Annotated in this window: 15 protein-coding genes, 1 tRNA gene and 1 pseudogene; 9 read left to right on the plus strand and 8 right to left on the minus strand. The window is 73.4% G+C overall.

Translation table 11 applies throughout. The annotated features are described in order from the left end of the window. Nucleotides 1–41: 41 nt before the first annotated feature. Nucleotides 42–1,775: a metallophosphoesterase gene (locus ABZ573_RS01740; RefSeq protein ID WP_358116081.1), complete on the minus strand. Its 1,734-nt coding sequence runs from the start codon at nucleotides 1,773–1,775 to the stop codon at nucleotides 42–44. Between the two features lie 148 nt (nucleotides 1,776–1,923). Between ABZ573_RS01740 and ABZ573_RS01745 the strand changes: the two genes are divergently transcribed. Continuing rightward, nucleotides 1,924–1,997 (plus strand) — tRNA-Thr (locus tag ABZ573_RS01745). A gap of 188 nt (nucleotides 1,998–2,185) precedes the next feature. On the opposite strand, the gene ABZ573_RS01750 is transcribed toward ABZ573_RS01745, so the two are convergent. Continuing rightward, nucleotides 2,186–3,649, minus strand: a complete 1,464-nt coding sequence (locus tag ABZ573_RS01750) for a multicopper oxidase domain-containing protein (protein WP_358114692.1) — start codon at nucleotides 3,647–3,649, stop codon at nucleotides 2,186–2,188. Between the two features lie 261 nt (nucleotides 3,650–3,910). Here ABZ573_RS01750 and ABZ573_RS01755 point away from each other — a divergent pair, with 261 nt between their 5' ends. From ABZ573_RS01755 to ABZ573_RS01765, 3 genes are all read left to right on the plus strand, one after another. Next, nucleotides 3,911–4,288 carry a hypothetical protein gene (locus tag ABZ573_RS01755; RefSeq protein WP_327030299.1) on the plus strand — a complete coding sequence of 126 codons (378 nt, stop codon included), beginning with the start codon at nucleotides 3,911–3,913 and terminating at the stop codon, nucleotides 4,286–4,288. A gap of 122 nt (nucleotides 4,289–4,410) precedes the next feature. Beyond that, a complete protein-coding gene (locus tag ABZ573_RS01760; RefSeq protein WP_327030300.1) occupies nucleotides 4,411–4,947 on the plus strand; it encodes a DUF4240 domain-containing protein in 537 nt (178 codons plus the stop codon). Between the two features lie 93 nt (nucleotides 4,948–5,040). Then, entirely contained in the window at nucleotides 5,041–5,445 is a 405-nt protein-coding gene (locus ABZ573_RS01765; protein WP_358114695.1) for a VOC family protein, read from the plus strand. 355 nt (nucleotides 5,446–5,800) lie between these two features. Here the strand turns inward: ABZ573_RS01765 and ABZ573_RS01770 are convergent. The 4 genes and pseudogenes from ABZ573_RS01770 to ABZ573_RS01785 all read right to left on the minus strand — a co-directional run. Beyond that, a pseudogene (locus tag ABZ573_RS01770) lies at nucleotides 5,801–6,250 on the minus strand (SRPBCC family protein); the annotation flags it as partial. Between the two features lie 126 nt (nucleotides 6,251–6,376). After that, nucleotides 6,377–7,603 (minus strand): MFS transporter, encoded by a 1,227-nt coding sequence (locus ABZ573_RS01775; RefSeq protein WP_358116084.1) that lies wholly within the window; start codon nucleotides 7,601–7,603, stop codon nucleotides 6,377–6,379. Nucleotides 7,604–7,665: 62 nt separating this feature from the next. Next, complete coding sequence (locus tag ABZ573_RS01780) at nucleotides 7,666–8,460, minus strand: helix-turn-helix domain-containing protein (RefSeq protein WP_358114698.1); 795 nt, start codon at nucleotides 8,458–8,460, stop codon at nucleotides 7,666–7,668. A gap of 468 nt (nucleotides 8,461–8,928) precedes the next feature. Beyond that, nucleotides 8,929–9,546, minus strand: coding sequence for a pyridoxamine 5'-phosphate oxidase family protein (locus tag ABZ573_RS01785; protein WP_132232018.1), 618 nt, complete (start codon nucleotides 9,544–9,546; stop codon nucleotides 8,929–8,931). Nucleotides 9,547–9,732: 186 nt separating this feature from the next. Between ABZ573_RS01785 and ABZ573_RS01790 the strand changes: the two genes are divergently transcribed. Genes ABZ573_RS01790 through ABZ573_RS01800 form a run of 3 tightly spaced genes read left to right on the plus strand, consistent with a single transcriptional unit; the run spans nucleotide 9,733 to nucleotide 11,955 of the window. After that, the gene (locus tag ABZ573_RS01790) at nucleotides 9,733–10,239 is read left to right on the plus strand and encodes a DUF2231 domain-containing protein (protein ID WP_151456572.1); all 507 of its coding nucleotides are present in this window, start codon (nucleotides 9,733–9,735) and stop codon (nucleotides 10,237–10,239) included. A gap of 37 nt (nucleotides 10,240–10,276) precedes the next feature. Then, nucleotides 10,277–10,825, plus strand: coding sequence for an Hsp20/alpha crystallin family protein (locus ABZ573_RS01795; protein ID WP_151456573.1), 549 nt, complete (start codon nucleotides 10,277–10,279; stop codon nucleotides 10,823–10,825). Nucleotides 10,826–10,833: 8 nt separating this feature from the next. After that, nucleotides 10,834–11,955 (plus strand): glycosyltransferase family 9 protein, encoded by a 1,122-nt coding sequence (locus tag ABZ573_RS01800; protein WP_358114702.1) that lies wholly within the window; start codon nucleotides 10,834–10,836, stop codon nucleotides 11,953–11,955. Between the two features lie 27 nt (nucleotides 11,956–11,982). Here ABZ573_RS01800 and ABZ573_RS01805 read toward each other — a convergent pair whose 3' ends face one another. Both ABZ573_RS01805 and rfaE2 read right to left on the minus strand, forming a co-directional pair. Next, nucleotides 11,983–12,861, minus strand: a complete 879-nt coding sequence (locus tag ABZ573_RS01805; protein WP_358114705.1) for a glycosyltransferase family A protein — start codon at nucleotides 12,859–12,861, stop codon at nucleotides 11,983–11,985. Next, nucleotides 12,858–14,651, minus strand: a complete 1,794-nt coding sequence (gene rfaE2 / locus ABZ573_RS01810; protein WP_327030304.1) for a D-glycero-beta-D-manno-heptose 1-phosphate adenylyltransferase — start codon at nucleotides 14,649–14,651, stop codon at nucleotides 12,858–12,860. Before rfaE2 ends, ABZ573_RS01805 begins: the two co-directional genes overlap by 4 nt. A gap of 114 nt (nucleotides 14,652–14,765) precedes the next feature. On the opposite strand from rfaE2, the gene ABZ573_RS01815 reads away from it, so the two are divergent. Continuing rightward, nucleotides 14,766–15,326 carry a type 1 glutamine amidotransferase domain-containing protein gene (locus ABZ573_RS01815; protein ID WP_327030305.1) on the plus strand — a complete coding sequence of 187 codons (561 nt, stop codon included), beginning with the start codon at nucleotides 14,766–14,768 and terminating at the stop codon, nucleotides 15,324–15,326. A 108-nt stretch (nucleotides 15,327–15,434) separates the two neighbouring features. Further along, on the plus strand, nucleotides 15,435–17,102 hold the full coding sequence (locus ABZ573_RS01820; RefSeq protein WP_151456578.1) for an MDR family MFS transporter: 1,668 nt from the start codon (nucleotides 15,435–15,437) through the stop codon (nucleotides 17,100–17,102). The last annotated feature ends 67 nt before the right edge of the window (nucleotides 17,103–17,169 follow it).

The following is a 17,169-nucleotide window of genomic DNA, read 5'->3' on the forward strand; positions in this document are numbered from 1 at the left end:
CACCCTTCCTCCACCCCCGCCTGCCCTGCCCCGGGGCAGGGTCAGGTGAGGGTCGTGGGGGGTTCGGCCAGGCGGGGTCGCAGCGGCCGCTTCGGAGCCAGCCAGGAGGACTCCGGGGACTGGTCGGGGTTGACCTGCCAGTCGCGGGACACCCGGTCGACGGCGATCGGGTAGATCGTCAGGGTCCCGTCGGGATCGATGCGCAGCCGCAGGAACGCCTTGGCGTCCTCGATGCCCTGCCCGGCGAAGAGCTCGTTGAGGTTCACCCCGAACGCGCCCGCCACCAGCAGGTACGCGGCCACCAACTGGCTCGCCACCAGCCCGCTCACCGGGCCGTAGAGCACCGCCGCGGCGACGGCCGGCAGCGGCCACGGCCAGTCGTAGAAGGGCAGGGCCAGCCACGCCCAGGTGCCGGCGGCGGCCAGCCCGATCTGGGCCAGGCCGTGGCCCACGCCGAGGATCCAGTGCCGGGCGTGCCGCTTGCCGCCGGAGCTGGGCGGCTTGGCGAAGAACGCCGCCGCGAGCATCGTGACGATCAGCATCGCCATCAGCGGCACGCTGAACAGCCGCTGGTCCGTCCCGCTCGGGTTGGTCGCGACGCCGGCCATCGCCAGCATCAGCAGCGTGTGCAGGGTGCCCAGCAGGGTGGTGAAGCCCGGGTTGCGCAGCGGCAGGCGGGGGAAGATCCCCCACGCGTACCGCCGGGAGCGGGCCTGCTCCGGGTAGCGGCCGGCCAGCTCGTACGGGTGGGAGACGCTGGCCCGCCGGGCGAGGGTGTCGCGCGGCGGCACCTCGATGCGCTTTGGGAGCTGGTGCGTCGGGTAGAGGTACGCGCCGCCGCCCCCGCAGGTGATCAGCTGGCGGTCCGGGCCGGCGTAGCGGGCGTAGTGGTGCAGGTCGCCGGAGATCAGCAGCCGCACCTGGGCCCCGGTGGGCGCGACGATCGTACGGATGAAGTAGTCGATCGAGTCGTACGCCGTGGGGTGGTCGGCGGCCTTGACCCACGTCGGCGCCGGCACGGCCAGGATCACCCGGCTCTGCGGGCCCAGCCGCTCGGCGACCCGGTCGAAGTAGGTGAGCTGCGGGTCGTCCAGGTACGAGCCGGACTGGTCGTCGAGACCGAGCAGCCACCAGCCGGCGGGCAGCTCCACCGCGAAGTACGAGCGGGACTGCCCGGTCTCCCAGCCGCCGAAGTGCCGGTCCCGGGACCGGACGAAGAGCCGCAGGAAGGCGGTCAGGCCGTCGTACCAGTCGTGGTTGCCGGGCACCGCGAAGAGCGTGGGCCGCTCGGGCGGGGTGACCGGCAGCGCGGCCTGGTAGGGCCCCTTGCACCGGTCCTCGTACGCCTCGAAGGCCGCCGATGGGTAGACCTGGTCACCGCCCATCACCAGGGTCTGCGCGCGGGGCAGCCGGTGCCCGTCCACCTCCAGCTCGGGCTGGGCGATCAGGTACGCCACCGAGTAGGTGGCGTTGAATCCGTCGCCCAGGTCGGCCACGTAGTCCAGCCAGAGCCCGCCGTCCGGCCCGACCTGCCGCGCGATGCCCGCGTCGAGGGAGTTCTGCAGCTCGCGCTTGTCCAGGTACGCCCCGAAGAGCATCGCCAGGAGCGTACGGATGCCGGTGCTGATCAGCAGGAACGGCGCGAGCCACGGCACCGGCTTGCGCGGGGTGAAGCCCAGCTCCCGGGGATCGGTGCCGCGTGGCCGGCGCGCCGCCCGCCCGCCCGCCGACTCGCTCGTGTGGGCACTCTCCGCCGCGCCGTCCTGTGGATCCACGTCGGGGGCGCGATCGTCGTTCACCCGCCGCAGCGTAGTCCCGGCCGACGGCGGTCGCTGTCCGGCGGACGACGGTTCGGGGTCGGATGTCCGGATGGGGAACCCGCTCGGCCCGCCGGCGGGTCGTGCCGTACACTTGCTGATCGTTGCCGCCTTAGCTCAGTCGGCTAGAGCGACGCACTCGTAATGCGTAGGTCGACGGTTCGATTCCGTCAGGCGGCTCGGTGAAGAAGCCCAGGTCAACGACCTGGGCTTCTTCGTTTCTCCAGGTCGGTCACGCCCGTCGAGATCCCGTCCGCACATGGCCCGCACCCCCGTGCCACGCCAAGCTGCCCGCGCAACGACCCGGCCCCGGGCACCGAAGGCCCGGGGCCGGGTCCTGGCCCGTGTGACTCTCCCAGCGGGTCGGATCAGACGATCTTGAGATTGGCCATCATGCCCATCGCGCTGTGGTCGACCATGTGGCAGTGGTACGGGTAGACCCCGCGCCAGGTGTCGAAGGTGGCCTGGAGCCGTACGCTCTGCCCGGGCCAGACGATCACAGTGTCCTTCAGGCCGGACTCGGTGGGATCGGCCGGTGCGCCGTTGCGGCCGAGCACCCGGAACTGCACCAGGTGCATGTGGAAGTTGTGCGGCATGAAGGCGTTGGCGTTGGTCACCGTCCACTCCTCGGTGCTGCCCCAGGCGATGGTGGTGTCGATCCGCGCCGGATCGAAGACCTTGCCGTCGATGTACGCCTGGTGCCCACCGGAGCCCGGCTCGTCCATCCGCAGCTCGATGTTGCGGCGCACGGTCGGCGTGGGCAGTGGAGGCAGGGTGCGCAGCCGCTGCGGTACCGAGGTGCGGTCCCGCCCCTTCGCCCGTACGACGTCGAAGCGCATCACCTGGCCTACCTGCTCGGCCGGGCCCGGCCCCATCAGGTTCTGCAGCACCACCGAGGTGCCAGGCTGGTAGCGGGCGAAGTCGATCACCACGTCGAGCCGTTCGCCGGGCGAGAACAGCAGGTGCTGCATGGTGACCGGTGCCTCCAGCAGGCCTCCGTCGGAACCGATCACCGTGATGTCCCCGCCGTCGGCGAGCCGCAGCAGGAAGAACCGCAGATTGCTTGAGTTGACCAAACGGAAACGGTAGCGGCGGGCCTGTACCTCAAAGCGCGGCCACGGCCGCCCGTTGACCAGCAGGGTGGTCCGGTTGTCGGCGTCGTCCATGGTCCAGACCAGCTGAGCGTTGGCGTCCAGGTGCGCGTCGCGTAGCACCAGCGGGACGTCGAACCGGCCGCGGGGCAACGGGAGCGCCGTCTCGGTGCGGTCGGTGAGCAGGTAGAGGCTGGACAGGCCCCGGTAGAGGTGCTCGGCCTCCATGTGGTGGGTGTGGTCGTGCATCCAGAGCGTGGCGTGCGGCTGCCGGTTCGGATAGTTGTAGACCCGCTCGCCGCCGGGCGGAATCGTGGCGTCGCCCGAGCCGTCGTCGCCGGGGGCGGTGGCGCCGCCGTGCAGGTGCACCGCCGTGGGCATGTCCAGCCGGTTGCGCTGGCGTACCACCACCCGCCGACCCGACGTAGCGCGGATCGTCGGGCCGGGCAGGTCGCCGTTGTAGGTGTACACCTCGGTGCGGGTGCCCGGCACGATCTCCAGGCGCCTGCGGTGCATCGTGACCGAGTAGTAGTCGGTGGTGGCGGTCCGCAGCACCGGGCGCAGGGTCTGCGGCACGGTCAACGGGACGGTGAACGGGGTCACGGGCGGGGGCGTCGGGGAGGCTACCCCTGCCGCTGCGGGGGCTGCGCCCAACCTTCCGGCGAGGCTGGCCAGGCCGCTGGTCGCCCCGATGATGCCCGACGCCGCACCGAGGCGCAGCAGTTGACGACGAGTGGACAAGTTGGTCCCTTCCCAGGATGTTCGCGAGAGTTCCCGCAGGCGCCGGCGGCTGGCGGACCGGACGGTCGTCGCAGGCACGATGATGCCGGCAATCACACAGAGAGGTGACCCCTATCGGCCGCGCACCTGGAGACGCGCTGCGGGTCGAATGCCCCTATGGATGGCAGGGCGGGTGGGCGTGACGGGTGCGGGGAGATGCCGGTGGATCTCGCGGGCGACGACGGGCCGCCGAGGTGGCGAGGCGTGTCGTACGGTCGACGCATGCCCGCACCCGATGACGTCCTGGCCGCCCTCCGCGACTTCGTGGCCCGCGTCGACGCCCTCGATCCGGCCGCCGCGCCGCAGGGCGAGCTGGTCGTCGGCCTGCGGGGCGTGGAGTCGCGGCTGGCGCTGAGCGCCCCGGTCGCCCGCGCCCTGGTGGAGGCGTTGCGGGCGTACCACGACCCGCGCGACCGGGGTCGCTGCGACCACTGCGGCGGCGGGCGACTCGACGACAACTTCCTGTGCGGAGACTGCGGCCGACCCAGCGGGCTGTTCGGCCAGTTGGTCTCCGAGCGGGCCGCCCGGCACCCGGAGCAGGGCGCGGTCCCGGCGGCGCCCGCCGCGGGCGGCCGGCACGCCCGCGCCGACGGTCGCTGACCCCGGCGGGCCCGACCCGACCGCGCGGTGCCGCGGCCCTGCCGGCGGCGACCACGGCCGGGAGGCATGGCGTACGTCGGCGACCCACGACTTTTGTCGGTCCTCGTCGCTACCCTCCCGGCGTGACTGATCTGGTGGATGGCGTGCGGGTGCCGAGCGTCGAGGAGGAGGCCCGGTTCTGGGCCCTCGTCGAGGCGGCCTGGGAACGGCTCGGCGACGAGCCCGCCGCGCTCCGGCGCGCGCTGCCGACGCGGGACCCGGCAGCCGGCGACGAGGGCCTCTACGCCATCGACGCGTGGCTCGACCGGTTCCTCGACAACCTGCGCCAGCTCGCCGAGGGACTGTCCAGCCGGGAGCTGACCGACCTGGACCGGGTGCTCGAGCGCAAACTGCACGACATCGACCGGGCCGACGTGCACGAGGTGACCGACGGCTCCGACGACGGTTTCCTCTACTCCCGGGGCCACATCGTCGCGCTCGGGCGGGATTTCTACGAGGCGGTGCACGCCGATCCGACCGTCGCTCTGCCCGACACCGCGTACGAGGCCATGTGCTACTTCTTCGCCAGGCTGCACAGGGAGCGCTTCGGCGCCTGGCCGGAGACCGGCTCGGGCATCTCCCGCGAGTCCTGCACCAACCCGGCCGGCTGGAGCGCCTGACACCACGCCCGCCACGGCGGGGGCAACCAGGAGTTCCGCGCGACGGCCCGCACACTGACCGTACGCAGTCGTCAACCCTCCGGAGGCAGCCTCATGCAGTACGCACCCGTCGTCGTCGCCCTGCCGATCGCCGACCGCCCCACCTCGTACCGCTTCTACTCGGAGGGGCTCGGCCTGGAGGCCATCGGCGAGTTGGCCGAGGACGGCATCCCCGAGCCCCTGCAGTACGCCATCAACGACGGCCTCCGCGTCATGCTGGTGCCCACCGGCGGTTTCGGCTGGGTCATCGGCGACCACGAGGTGGCCCCGCGCGGGCAGAGCGAGTGCCTCGTCAGCCTCCCGGCCGCGACGCCGGCCGAGGTCGACGAACTCGTCGGGCGGGCCCGGGCCGCCGGCGCGCAGGTCGTCGTCGAGCCGGCTGCCCAGCCCTGGGGCTACACGGGCACCTTCGCCGACCCGGACGGTCACCTCTGGACTGTGCAGGCCGACGGGCGCTGACGCCACCGACCGGACCGAGACGAGCGGACGGCCCGGTTCGCGGGGAACCGGGCCGTCCGCCGACAGGGGCAGGCGTGCGGGGAGGTCAGAGGGTGCGGTGCGGGTAGCCGGCGGTGCCGGGCTCCGGAACGACCTCGACCTCGGTCACCACGTACTCCGTGTCGGTCGTCGTGGTGGCCGGCCGGTCGTCGGCGTCAGAGCGGCGCTTCGCCGCCGCGGCGGCTCCGGCGGCTGCGGCGGCCCCGGCCACGGCGGCGCCCGCCGCCACGGCCTTGCCGGACACGCCGGCGCTGCCGCTGTCGCCGCGGGTGGCGGCGGCATGCTCGACGCCCGGGGTGCCGACACCGAGGCCGCTGTCGACCGAGCCGCGCCAGGCGCCGCTCTCGACGCCGCGCTCCTCGATGTACGTCTTGAACTTCCGCAGGTCGGATTCCGCCTGCCGCTCGATGATGTTGAGCTTGTCGCCGGCCTTCTCGAGCAGGCCCTCGGGCTCGTACTCGAGGTGCAGGCTGACCATGGTGCGGTCGGCGTCGACGGGCTGGAAGTAGACCGCGCCGGCGTTGGTCACACCCTCGGTGGCCGCCCAGGCCACCTTCCGGTCGGGCACCTGCTCCAGCACCCTGGCGTCCCACTCGCGCTGGACGCCACCGATCTCGGCGACCCAGTGCATGCGCCTGTCGTCGAGCTGGCGCACCTCACGGACGCCCCCCATGAAGCGGGGGAACTCCTCGAACTGCGTCCACTGGTTGTACGCGGTGCTGACCGGAACCTGTACTTCGATGGACTTCTCGACCTTCGTGGTCACGGGCAATCCTCCTCGTCAGGTTGAGCCGTCATCGTCGACGAAACTCCTACCCCGACCGAGGGCACTCAACCGGCGGACCTGCCGACACCCCACATCGGAGGGCCGCCGATCGCCCGTCGAGGCCGGTCAGTCGGCCTGCTCGGGGAGCCCGCGAAGGCGGCGTACCGGGGAGAAGGCGACCCACAGCACCCCGGCGAGCGCGCCCGCCGTCGCGATCCACAACGCCGGCCGTACGCCGAGGGCGGTGCCGAGCGCGCCGCCGAGCAGCGCGCCGATCGGCCGGATGCCGTAGTTGATGGTGCGCCGGGCCCCGGCGATCCGCGCCAGCAGCGCCTCCGGGGTCAGCGCGGTCTGCACCGAGCCGACCGTGATGTCGAGCAGCATCACCCCGGCGGCGGAGAGGAACTCGGCGGCGAAGAGCATCCCGACCATCAGCGGTGTCGGCCCGCCGGCGAGGGGGATGAGCACCAGGGGGGCGGGGAAGAGGACGAACCCGGCCAGCAGGGTCGGGCCGACGCCGAAGCGGCGGACCAGCCGGCCGGTGAGCGCCGCCCCGATCAGGCCGCCCACCGCCCCCGCGCCCAGCACGGCGCCCAGCAGGCCGGGCGCGAGGCCCAGCTCCTGCGTGGCGTAGAGCACGAAGAGCGCGATGAACATGAAGTTGAACAGGTTGATCGTGGTGGTGCCGAGCACGGTCGCGCGCATCATCGGCGTCCGCGCGATGAACCGCAGCCCGGCGCCGAGGGCCAGCCCACCGCCGCGCGCGGGCGCCGGCTCCGTCGGCCGGATGCGCACCAGGAAGTACGCGGACACGAGGTACGACAGCGCGTCGGCGACCAGGGCGATCGGCGCGGTGAGCACCTGCACCAGGACGCCGCCGATGCTCGGCCCGGCCACCAGGGACATCGCCCGGCTGCCGTTGATGAGGGTGTTCGCCTCGACGTAGTCGGCGCGCCCGACCACGGAGACGAAGAGCGGCCCCCGGGCGACCTCGAAGATCACGGCGAGCGTGCCGACCGCGAAGGCCGCCAGGTAGAGCTGCGGCATCGTCAGCAGGTCCAGCATGTACGCCACCGGCACGGCGGTGAGCAGCAGCGCCCGCCCGAGGTCCGTCAGGATCATGAGCCGGCGCTTGTGCGGGTACCGGTCGACCCAGGCGCCGGCGAGCAGCGAGAAGAGCAGGTTCGGGGCGAGCGCGGCGGCGGTCAGGTAGCCCATCTCGGCGGGGGTCGCCTCGAAGACCAGCACGGCCAGCAGCGGCAGGGCCAGAGTGGAGATCTCGTCGCCGAAGTACGAGACGGTCTGCGCCGACCAGTACCGACGGAACACGCGCTCGCGCAGCAACCGGGGCAGCGGGCCGCGCCGGGCGGGACCGTCGGGTGGGGCGGCAACCGGGATGCCGGTCGCCTGACCACTCACCGGTCGCCCCTCTGCTCACCGAGGTCGCGGGCAACCGGTCCGCTGACCGGAAGCTCCCCGTCACCGCCACCGTCACCGTCCCCGCCGCCGGCGCCGGTGGTGGCCGCGTTGGCGTGGTCGGTGGTCGGGCTGGCTCCGGCGACGGCCGTGTTGGTGTTGGCGGTGGTCGGGCTGTCATTGGTGGTGGTGGTAGGGCCGGTGGCGTCGGCGAGGGCATCGGTGGGTGGCGGGTCGGCGAGGAGGGCCAGGCGGATGAGGCTGACCTTCCGGCTGCCGGCCGGACGCTTCGCCGGGTCGGCGATCCGGTCGTCGTACTCGGTGACCAGGGCGTCGATCCGTGCCCTGAGCGCGGCCATCTCGTCGACGGTGACGTAGACCGGCCGGTCGGCGAAGCCGGTGACCGCCCGCCAGGCCGTCGACTCCTCGGCGCGTCGGGCCAGGAACTCCTCGGCCTTGCGGACGTAGAGGGCGAGCTGGACGGCGCTCAGTTCGTCGACGGCCGCGCGGGTCTGCGGGTCGTCCGAGACGTCGTCCCAGGAGGTGTTGAGGGCGGTGGCCCGCCAGGGCCGCTCGCGGGCGTCGGCGCCGGGTGCCCGCTCGGCGAGCCCGTACTTGGCGAGCTGCCGGAGGTGGAACGAGCAGTTCGGGACGCTCTCGCCGAGCCGCTCGGCAGCCTGGGTCGCGGTCATCGGGCCCTGCTGGCGCAGCAGACCGATCAGCGCCATCCGCAGCGGGTGTGCGTACCCGCGCAGGGCCTTGGGGTCGGAGAGTTTCACCTCGGGCAACGACATACTCTAAAGCTATCTTTATAAAGAACCCTTTAGCAACACCCCAGCCGCCACCACGCTCACCCACCCAACACCCACCCGCCGATGGCCGCCCAACACCGCATCAACCGGAGGTGATCAGGACGCCATGGACGTCAAAAGCGCCCCTTGACGTCCATGGCGTCCTGATCACCAAGGGGCTCACTGGGGTGGGTGCCCTGGCGGGTGGCGCGGTGGGGCCAACGGCGTGCCACATCTGCGGCGGGTGGCAGCGCGGTGTCTCACCCGCGCGGGCGGCCAGGGGACGCGGCCCGGGAGACATGGCCCAGTGCGGGGGAGGGCTCAGGAGCTGACGGCTAAGCGTCAGGTGTGCACGAGCGAGGGCTCAGAAGCTGACGGCGAGGCGGCAAGTGCGGACAGGGGAGGGCTCAGGGGCTGACGGCGAGGCGGCAAGTGCGGACAGGGGAGGGCTCAGGGGCTGACGGCGAGGTGTCAGGTGTAGATGGTGGTGGCGTAGTTCGGGCCGTAGTGGCGTTCCAGGTCGGCCAGGCTCTCGGCCGGGTTCTCGACCTCCTTGATCAGCCGGGCCCGGGACGGCAGTGCGTCCGGCTGCCAGCTCTCCGGCTGCCACAACTCGGAGCGCAGGAACGCCTTGGCGCAGTGGTAGAAGATCTGCTCGATCTCCACCACCACGGCGAGGATCGGGCGGTGCCCCTTGACCACCATGTCGTCGAACCACGGCGCGTCGCGGACCAGCCGGGCCCGGCCGTTGATCCGCAGCGTGTCCGTACGCCCGGGAATCAGGAAGATCAGTCCGACGTGCGGGTTGTCCAGGATGTTGCGGTAGCCGTCGGCGCGCCGGTTGCCCGGCCGTTCCGGGATGGCGATGGTCCGCTCGTCCAGCACCAGCGCGAAGCCGGGCGGGTCGCCCTTCGGCGAGACGTCGCAGCTGCCGTCCGCGCCTGCCGTCGCCACCAGGCAGAACGGCGACGCGGCCAGCCAGTCCCGGTCCCGGGCGTGCAGGACGGGCCGCTCCTTGGTCACCGCGCGCGGCATCGGCGCCCCCAGCAGCTCGCGCAGTTCCTCGTGCGAGGTGATGTCCACCGTCACGTGATCCTCCCCCGTGCGTTGACTCCGGTGGCGGGGTGTCCGCCACGAGTCAGCCTAGAGCGCGACCAGCGCGAGGTTTGTCCCTCCAGGGCGGGGGTACCGCCTCACCCGACCCGCCCCGGAGAGACCGACCCGCCCGGAGAGACTGACCCGACCCGCCCGGAGATATCGAGCAGTGGAGGCCCGATGGAGAGCCGGCTCAAGGTGCTGGGTCATCCCGTCCACCCGATGCTGGTCATGTTCCCGGTCGGCCTGCTGGTCACCGCGGTCCTGTTCGACCTGGTGGACACCGTCGGCGGGCCGGACTTCCTCGGCGAGGTCGCGTACTGGAACATCACCGTCGGCCTGATCGGCGGCCTGCTGGCCGCGGCGGCCGGGACGTTCGACCTGCTGGCCATCCCGTCGGCCACCCGCGCGAAGCGGGTGGCGCTGACCCACGCCGCCGCCAACGTGGCGGTGATCCTGCTCTTCGCCGCGATCTGGGTGGTCCGGCTCAACGCCGAATCCCGGGCCGCCGGGGGCGCGCTGATCGCCATCGAGGTGGTCGCGCTGGCCATCCTCGGCGTGAGCGCCTGGCTGGGCGGGGAACTGGTCGACCGGCTCGGCGTCGGCGTGGACCGGGAGGCCGGGCTGGACGCGCCCAGCTCACTGCGATCCCCGGCGGCCACCCACCGGATCGGAGAGGTGCAATGAGCGAGCGCAGCGAGCGGGTCGTCAGCGGAGGGCCGGCATGAGCGAGCAGAGCGGCGGGACCGGCCGGGGTTGGCGCGGCCGTCAGCAGGGCTGGGATCCGATGGGCGAACTCCAGTCGCTGCGTTCGGAGCTGCGCCGGCTGGTCGGGGGCCGGGCCGGGCCGCCGGACGTCGAGATGGCCGAGACCGCCGACGGCTGGGAGGTCGTGGTGCGGCTGCCCGGCGTGGCGCCGGAGGAGGTGGCCGTCGAACTGGACGACCGCGAGCTCTGCGTCCGGGCCCGCTCCGAGGCCGAGGTCAACGCCGACCACGGCATCCCCGGCGGCTTCGAGACCAGGGGCTTCGAGTACCGGGTCGACCTGCCGTCCCGGGTGGACCCCGACAGCATCGACGCGGTCATGGACCACGGCCTGCTCCGGGTGCGGCTGCCCCGGGCCGCCCGGCCCGCGCCGCGCACCATCACCGTCGGCCGCACCGGCCCCCGACCCGCCGGCCCCGACGGGGGTACGCCGAGCGTCCTCGACCCGGCCGCGGACCGGGAGATGCACCACCCGGACATCGCCGTCGGCGAGACCGACCGGCCGTAACGAGCCGCGTGGGCACCCCGAACCTGCTCGGCCCGGCCAGCGGCCGCGTGCCCGACGTCGAGCGGATCGCCGTGCTGCGCGCCAACGCGCTCGGGGACTTCATCTTCGTCCTGCCGGCGCTGGACGCGCTGCGGGCCGCGTACCCGGAAGCGGAGATCGTGCTGCTCGGCGCGCCGTGGCACGCGAAGTTCTGGCGCGACCGGCCCGGGCCGGTGGACCGCGTGCTGGTGGTGCCGCCCGCGCCGGGGATCCGGGGTCCCGATCCGGGCGAGCCGGAGTCGACGCTTGACGACTTCCTGGCCGCGGCCCGCGGGGAACGCTTCGACCTGGCGTTGCAGCTGCACGGCGGCGGGGCCAACTCCAACCCGTTCGTCGCCGCCCTCGGGGCGCGGGTCACCGCCGGGCTGCGCGCCGAGGACGCGCCGCCGCTGGACCGCTGGATCCGGTACGTCTACTACCAGCAGGAGGTGATCCGCTACCTGGAGGTGGCCGGCCTGGTCGGCGCGGGCGCCACCACGATCGTCCCGGCGCTGGCCGTGACCGACGCCGACCGGGCCGAGGCGGCCGAGGTGCTCGGCCCGGCGGAGCGGCCGAGAGTGGCGCTGCACCCCGGCGCCACCGACACCCGCCGCCGGTGGCCCGCCGAACGCTTCGCCGAGGTGGCCCGCGAGCTGGTCGGCGACGGGTACGAGGTGCTGGTCACGGGCACGCCCGCCGAGCAGGACGTGGTGGACCGGGTGGTCGCGGCGGCCGGGGTGCCGGTCCGGCCGCAGGTGGGCACGCTCAGCCTCGGCGGCCTGGCCGGCTGCTACGCCGGCTGCGAGCTGGTGGTCTCCAACGACACCGGGCCACTGCACCTGGCCGCCGCCGTGGGCACCGCGACCGTCGGCATCTTCTGGGTCGGCAACCTGATCACGGTGGCGAACCTGCTGCGCGGCCGGCACCGGCCGATCAGCTCGTGGACGGTGCTCTGCCCGGTCTGCGGCGTGGACTGCACCCCGGGCATCTACCCGCACCGCCCCGGCGACGGCGAGTGCCCGCACCGGGACTCCTTCGTCACCGACGTGCCGGTGGTCGAGGTCCTGGAGGCGGCCCGCGAGCTGCTCCGCCCGGAGCCCGGCGCCTCCTGAACGGCCCCGGGGCGGGCGCGCGTCGGCTCAGGCCGGCTGCGCCGTCTCCTCCTCGGCGAGCACGACCTCCCACGCCTCCACCTCCCGGTCGGTGACCGTGGTGGGCGACTCCAGGTGGTAGGCGCCGCTGGGCAGGACGCCGGCGCCGCCGAAGCGCGCCAGCACGGCGAGCTGGGCGGCGACGTCCTCGCCCTGGTGCTTCTCGTCCACCCGCCGCCAGAAGTCGAACCCGCCGGAGTCGACCAGCTTCGCCCGGTCGTAGAGCACGCAGCCGCCGATCCAGGACACCCTGTACGCCCGCCAGCCACCCGACGGCAGGTCCAGTTGCCGCGTGACGTGCAGCAGGTTCGCCGCCGAATGGATCGACGCCCGCTCCCACTCCGGCGTGCCGGGGCGGATCCGTTCCGGCGTGGGCGGGCCGGTCCACTCCTCGTAGTGCCGGTGCGTCTCCGGCCGGACGTCGTCGGCGTACGACAGCCCGTGCACCGCGTTGCCGACGAAGCCGCAGCTCAGCTCCTCGATGGCGGTGACCAGCCGGCGCAACGTGCCCGGTTCCAGCCAGACGTCGTCGTCGAGGCAGAGCACGTACCGGGCGGCGGAGGCGGCCAGCAGGTACGCCCGGTGCTCGGCCAGCCCGCGCCGGGGCAGCCGGCGGGTCAGCAGCACGGGGTGCCCCCGGTGGCGCAGCGCCCGGACCATGGTGGCCGCCGCCGGGTGCCGGTACGCGGCGTCGCCGTCGGACTGGTCGCTGACCACCACGCCGAAGCCGGGTACGCCCTCCTGGGCGGCCAGCCCGGAGAGGGTGACCGCCAGTTCGGCGGGGCGGTTGCGGGTCGGGATCAGCACGTCGAGCAGCCGATCCGCGCGGAACCCGCCGGCCGTGCCGAGGTCGAGCGGGCGGTTCACGACGGCTCGGGCGTCAGGGAGGTGTCCTCCTGCGGCTCCTGGCCGTGCGCCCGGATCCGGTCGATGATCGCCGAGGTGGACCGGTCGGGGACGTACCCGAGGGTGCGGACCTGCCCGCCGAGGCTGCGTACCAGCGGCGCCTCGGGCACCATCTCCGGCGGGTAGTCGCCGCCCTTGACGTACACGTCGGGGCGGACCGCCTCGATCAGCTCCGCCGGGGAGTCCTCCTCGAAGACCACCACGTGGTCGACGCAGGCCAGCGCGGCGAGCAGGGCGATGCGGTCCTCCACCGGGTTGACCGGCCGGTCCGGGCCCTTCAGCCGGCGTACGCTGCCGTCGGAGTTGACCGCCACCACCAGCAGGTCGCCGAGCGCGCGGGCCTGCTCCAGGTAGCGCACGTGGCCCCGGTGCAGCACGTCGAAGCAGCCGTTGGTGAAGACGATCGCGCGGCCCGCCCGGCGGTGTTCCTCGACGAGCGCGGCCAGCTCGTCGATGCCGACCAGCGCCCGGTGGCCGGCCCCGTCGACCGGTGCGTCCAGCGCGACGAGCAGGTCCTCCCGGCGGCACACGCAGGTGCCGGTGTCCGAGACGGTGATGGTCGCGGCGAGCTGGGCCAGCTGCGCGGCGGTGGGCAGCGGCGCGTCGGCGGCCAACGCCAGCGTCATCGCCGCCAGGTACGCGTCGCCCGCCCCGACCGCGTGGCTGGCCGGCACGGGGGTGCTGTGGCTGCGTCGGGGCTCGCCGTCCGCCCCGCCGACCACCGCGCCGTCGGTGTCCAGGGTCACCGCCACCACGTCGGCGCCGGTGTGCGCGCGCAGCTCGGCGAGGCGGGACTCGGCCAGCACGGCCCGGTCGACGCCCTCGCCGGCCGTGGCGTTGACGGTGACGCCGGTGCCGGTCACGGTGAGCCCGTTCCCGGTCATCGCCACCCGGCCCTCGCCGGCCGTCGGCTCGCCGGTCGGGTTCGTCGGGCCGGGGCGGTGGACGGCGTGGTGCGGCGCGACACCGCCGGGGGAGACGCCCACCGTCAGTTCGGAGGGGCCGTCGGCCGGGTCGCCGTCCGGGTGGTCCAGGTGCAGCCCGGCACCGGGTGCCGGACGGGCGCCGGCGGCCCGGGCGAGCAGCCGGGTCGCCTCGGCGAAGCTGGGGGTCACCACCGTCGGGGCCAGGCCGCGCCAGTCGGCAAGGTCGTGGGCGTCCAGCGCGACCGTCGCGTACCGCTCCCGGTGGGTCACCAGCCAGGCGCGCACGGGCGCGGGCAGCGCGCCCAGGCCGTAGTCGCAGACCACCAGGGTGGGCGCCTCGCCGCCAGCGGCGCGCAGCTCCTCGGTGGCGCAGTCCAGCGCGGTGAGCAGCCGGGCCACCCCGTCGGCGTCGAGCACGTCGTCGGGGTCGCCGGAGTCCTCCCGGAGCAGGATCTGGTTGCCCGCCAGCATCCGCCGCTTCACCGGCGTCGGGCGTGCGGGCTGGTTGACCGTACGGTCCCAGACGCCCGCCCGGTCCAGACAGTCGTGCAGTTCGTCGCCGGCGACGTCCGCGCCGACCGGCGCCACCAGCACCGCCCGACCCCCGAGCGCGGCGACGTTCACGGCGGTGTTCGCCGCCCCGCCGGCTGCGGAGATCCGCCGGCGCAGGGTGAGGACCGGGGCTGGCGCCTCCCGGCAGAGCCGGTCGGACTCGGCGAAGCGCCACTCGTCGAGCATGGCGTCCCCGACAACCAGGACGGGACGACCCAGCCAGCCCTCCACCACCGCGGCGAGCCGGCGCTGTTCCGCTGCTCCTCCTGCCATGCCGTCCCGGGTCCCCCGGGGCATCCGGGCCAAACCTGCCGCCGCCGGTAGGGGTTTCGGGCACCGGGCCCCGGGAAGGGACGGACGGTACCCCCGGAGAGGAGAGAGACCGAGATGGCAGCGACGACACTTCAGGGCAAGCGGATCGCGTTCCTGGCCGCCGACGGCGTCGAGGAGGTCGAGTACGTCCAGCCCCGCGAGGCGGTGGAGCAGGCCGGCGCCACGGTGGAGCTGGTCTCGCTCAAGCCCGGCACCATCCAGTCCTTCAACCACCTGGACCAGTCGAAGACGTACGACGTGGACGTGACCGCGGCCGACGCGGACGCCGGCGGCTACGACGCGCTGGTGCTGCCCGGCGGGGTGGCGAACCCGGACTTCCTGCGGGCCGACGCGGACGCGGTGCGCTTCGTCAGGGCGTTCTTCGACGCCGGCAAGCCGGTCGGGGTGATCTGCCACGGGCCGTGGACACTCATCGAGGCGGACGTGGTGCGGGGCCGCCGGCTCACCTCCTGGCCCAGCCTGCGCACCGACCTGGCCAACGCCGGCGCGGACTGGGTCGACGAGCAGGTCGTCACGGACGGCGGCCTGGTCAGCAGCCGCAAGCCGGACGATCTGCCGGCCTTCTGCGCCAAGATCGTCGAAGAGTTCGCCGAGGGCCCGCACTCGTCCCGCTGACCGATCGTTGGTCGTGAGGTCGGTGGCCGGAGCGCCACCGGCCCCACGATCGACAAGGTGCCCTACGCTCCGCACGCATGTTTCGGGTGAGCGGGGAAAGGAGGCGGGATGACCACGGAAGCCCCGGCGCTCGGCGGGCGACAGATCCGGCTGCTGATGTTCGGCCTGATGACCGGCATGTTGTTGGCCGCGCTCGACCAGACCATCGTCGGCACCGCGCTGCCGACCATCGTCGGCGAGTTGGGCGGGATCAACCACTACTCGTGGGTGGTGACCGCGTACCTGCTGGCCTCCACGGCCTCGACGCCGCTCTACGGCAAGATGGCCGACCTGTACGGGCGACGCCCCGTCTTCCTCTTCTCCATCGGCACGTTCCTGCTCGGCTCGCTGCTGGCCGGCCTGTCGCAGGACATGACCCAGCTCATCGTCACCCGGGGGGTCCAGGGCCTCGGCGCCGGCGGCCTGATGACGCTGGCGTTCACCATCATCTCGGACGTGGTGTCGCCCCGGGAGCGCGGTCGCTACCAGGGCCTGTTCGGGGCGGTCTTCGGCCTCTCGTCGGTCGCCGGACCGCTGGTCGGCGGCTACTTCGCCGAGACCGACTGGCGGTGGATCTTCTACATCAACGTGCCGCTGGGGATCCTGGCGATCATCGTGTGCTCCCGGGTGCTGCGGCTGATCCCGTTCACCAGGCGCGACCACTCGATCGACTGGCTCGGCGCGGCGCTGCTGGTCGCCGGGGTGAGCAGCCTGCTGCTCGCGCTGAGCTGGGGCGGCAACGAGTACGCCTGGGGCTCCGGGGTGATCATCGGCCTCTTCGTCGCGGGCGCGGTGCTCGGCGTGCTCTTCGTGCTCCAGGAGGCCCGGGTGGCCGAGCCGATCCTGCCGCTGCGGCTGTTCCGCAGCGCCACGTTCGCGCTGGCCAACTCGGCCGGCTTCGTGCTCGGCCTGGTGATGTTCGGCTCGATCATCTTCATCCCGCTCTACCTCCAGATCGTCCGGGGCGCCTCGCCCACCCGCAGCGGCCTGCTGATGCTGCCGATGATGGCCGGCATCATCGTCACCTCGGTGCTGACGGGCCGGGCGATGAGCCGGATCGGGCGGTACAAGTGGTTCCCGGTATCCGGCGCGGCGGTGCTGCTGGTCGGCATGCTGCTGTTCACCCGGCTGGAGGTGGACACCTCGCTCTGGGTGGCCTTCGGCTACATGGTCGTGATCGGGGTCGGGCTGGGGCTCTGCATGCAGTCGCTGATCCTGGCCGTGCAGAACTCCGTGTCGATGCGCGACCTGGGCGCCGGCACCTCGTCGGCGACGTTCTTCCGGTCGCTGGGCGGCTCGTTCGGCGTCGCCATCCTCGGCGCGGTGCTGTCGTCGCGGCTCACCTCGGAACTCGCGGACCGGCTGCCGGGCGCGATCGCCGTACTGCCGCCGGAGCAGCAGGCCGCGGTCGCGGCGAGCGGCGGGGCGGACGTCTCGGTCAACGATCCGGCGACCATCCTGGCGCTCCCCGCCCCGGTGCGCGCGGCCGTCCAGGCGGCGTTCGTCGAGTCGCTGCACCTGGTCTTCCTGACCACCGGCCTGATCGCGATCGTGGCGGTGCTGGTCACGCTGGCGCTGCCGAACGAGAAGCTGCGCGGTGCGGGCCCGGGCGGCGCCACGGGCGGCACGGACGGCCTCGGCGGCGAGGGCCCGGCGCCCGGCGGCAAGCCGCTGGACAGGGAGTCGAAGCAGGAGGCCGCCGCCGAGATGGAGGCGAAGAGCCAGACGATGCTCTGACCGGCCCGACCGCGGCTCCGGCTCCCGACCTCGGCCTCGGCTCCGGTCCCGACCTAGGGTCCGAGTC

Source organism: Micromonospora sp. NPDC007220, from assembly GCF_040634035.1.
Taxonomy (GTDB): domain Bacteria; phylum Actinomycetota; class Actinomycetes; order Mycobacteriales; family Micromonosporaceae; genus Micromonospora; species Micromonospora reichwaldensis.

What these genes read in the sequence shown, in the direction of transcription:
- ABZ573_RS01755 (WP_327030299.1), top strand. Translation starts at nt 3,911, where the DNA reads ATGCCCGCACCCGATGACGTCCTGGCCGCCCTCCGCGACTTCGTGGCC.
- ABZ573_RS01765 (WP_358114695.1), top strand. Translation starts at nt 5,041, where the DNA reads ATGCAGTACGCACCCGTCGTCGTCGCCCTGCCGATCGCCGACCGCCCC.
- ABZ573_RS01780 (WP_358114698.1), bottom strand. Translation starts at nt 8,460, where the DNA reads ATGTCGTTGCCCGAGGTGAAACTCTCCGACCCCAAGGCCCTGCGCGGG.
- ABZ573_RS01790 (WP_151456572.1), top strand. Translation starts at nt 9,733, where the DNA reads ATGGAGAGCCGGCTCAAGGTGCTGGGTCATCCCGTCCACCCGATGCTG.
- ABZ573_RS01795 (WP_151456573.1), top strand. Translation starts at nt 10,277, where the DNA reads ATGAGCGAGCAGAGCGGCGGGACCGGCCGGGGTTGGCGCGGCCGTCAG.
- rfaE2 (WP_327030304.1), bottom strand. Translation starts at nt 14,651, where the DNA reads ATGGCAGGAGGAGCAGCGGAACAGCGCCGGCTCGCCGCGGTGGTGGAG.
- ABZ573_RS01815 (WP_327030305.1), top strand. Translation starts at nt 14,766, where the DNA reads ATGGCAGCGACGACACTTCAGGGCAAGCGGATCGCGTTCCTGGCCGCC.
- ABZ573_RS01820 (WP_151456578.1), top strand. Translation starts at nt 15,435, where the DNA reads ATGACCACGGAAGCCCCGGCGCTCGGCGGGCGACAGATCCGGCTGCTG.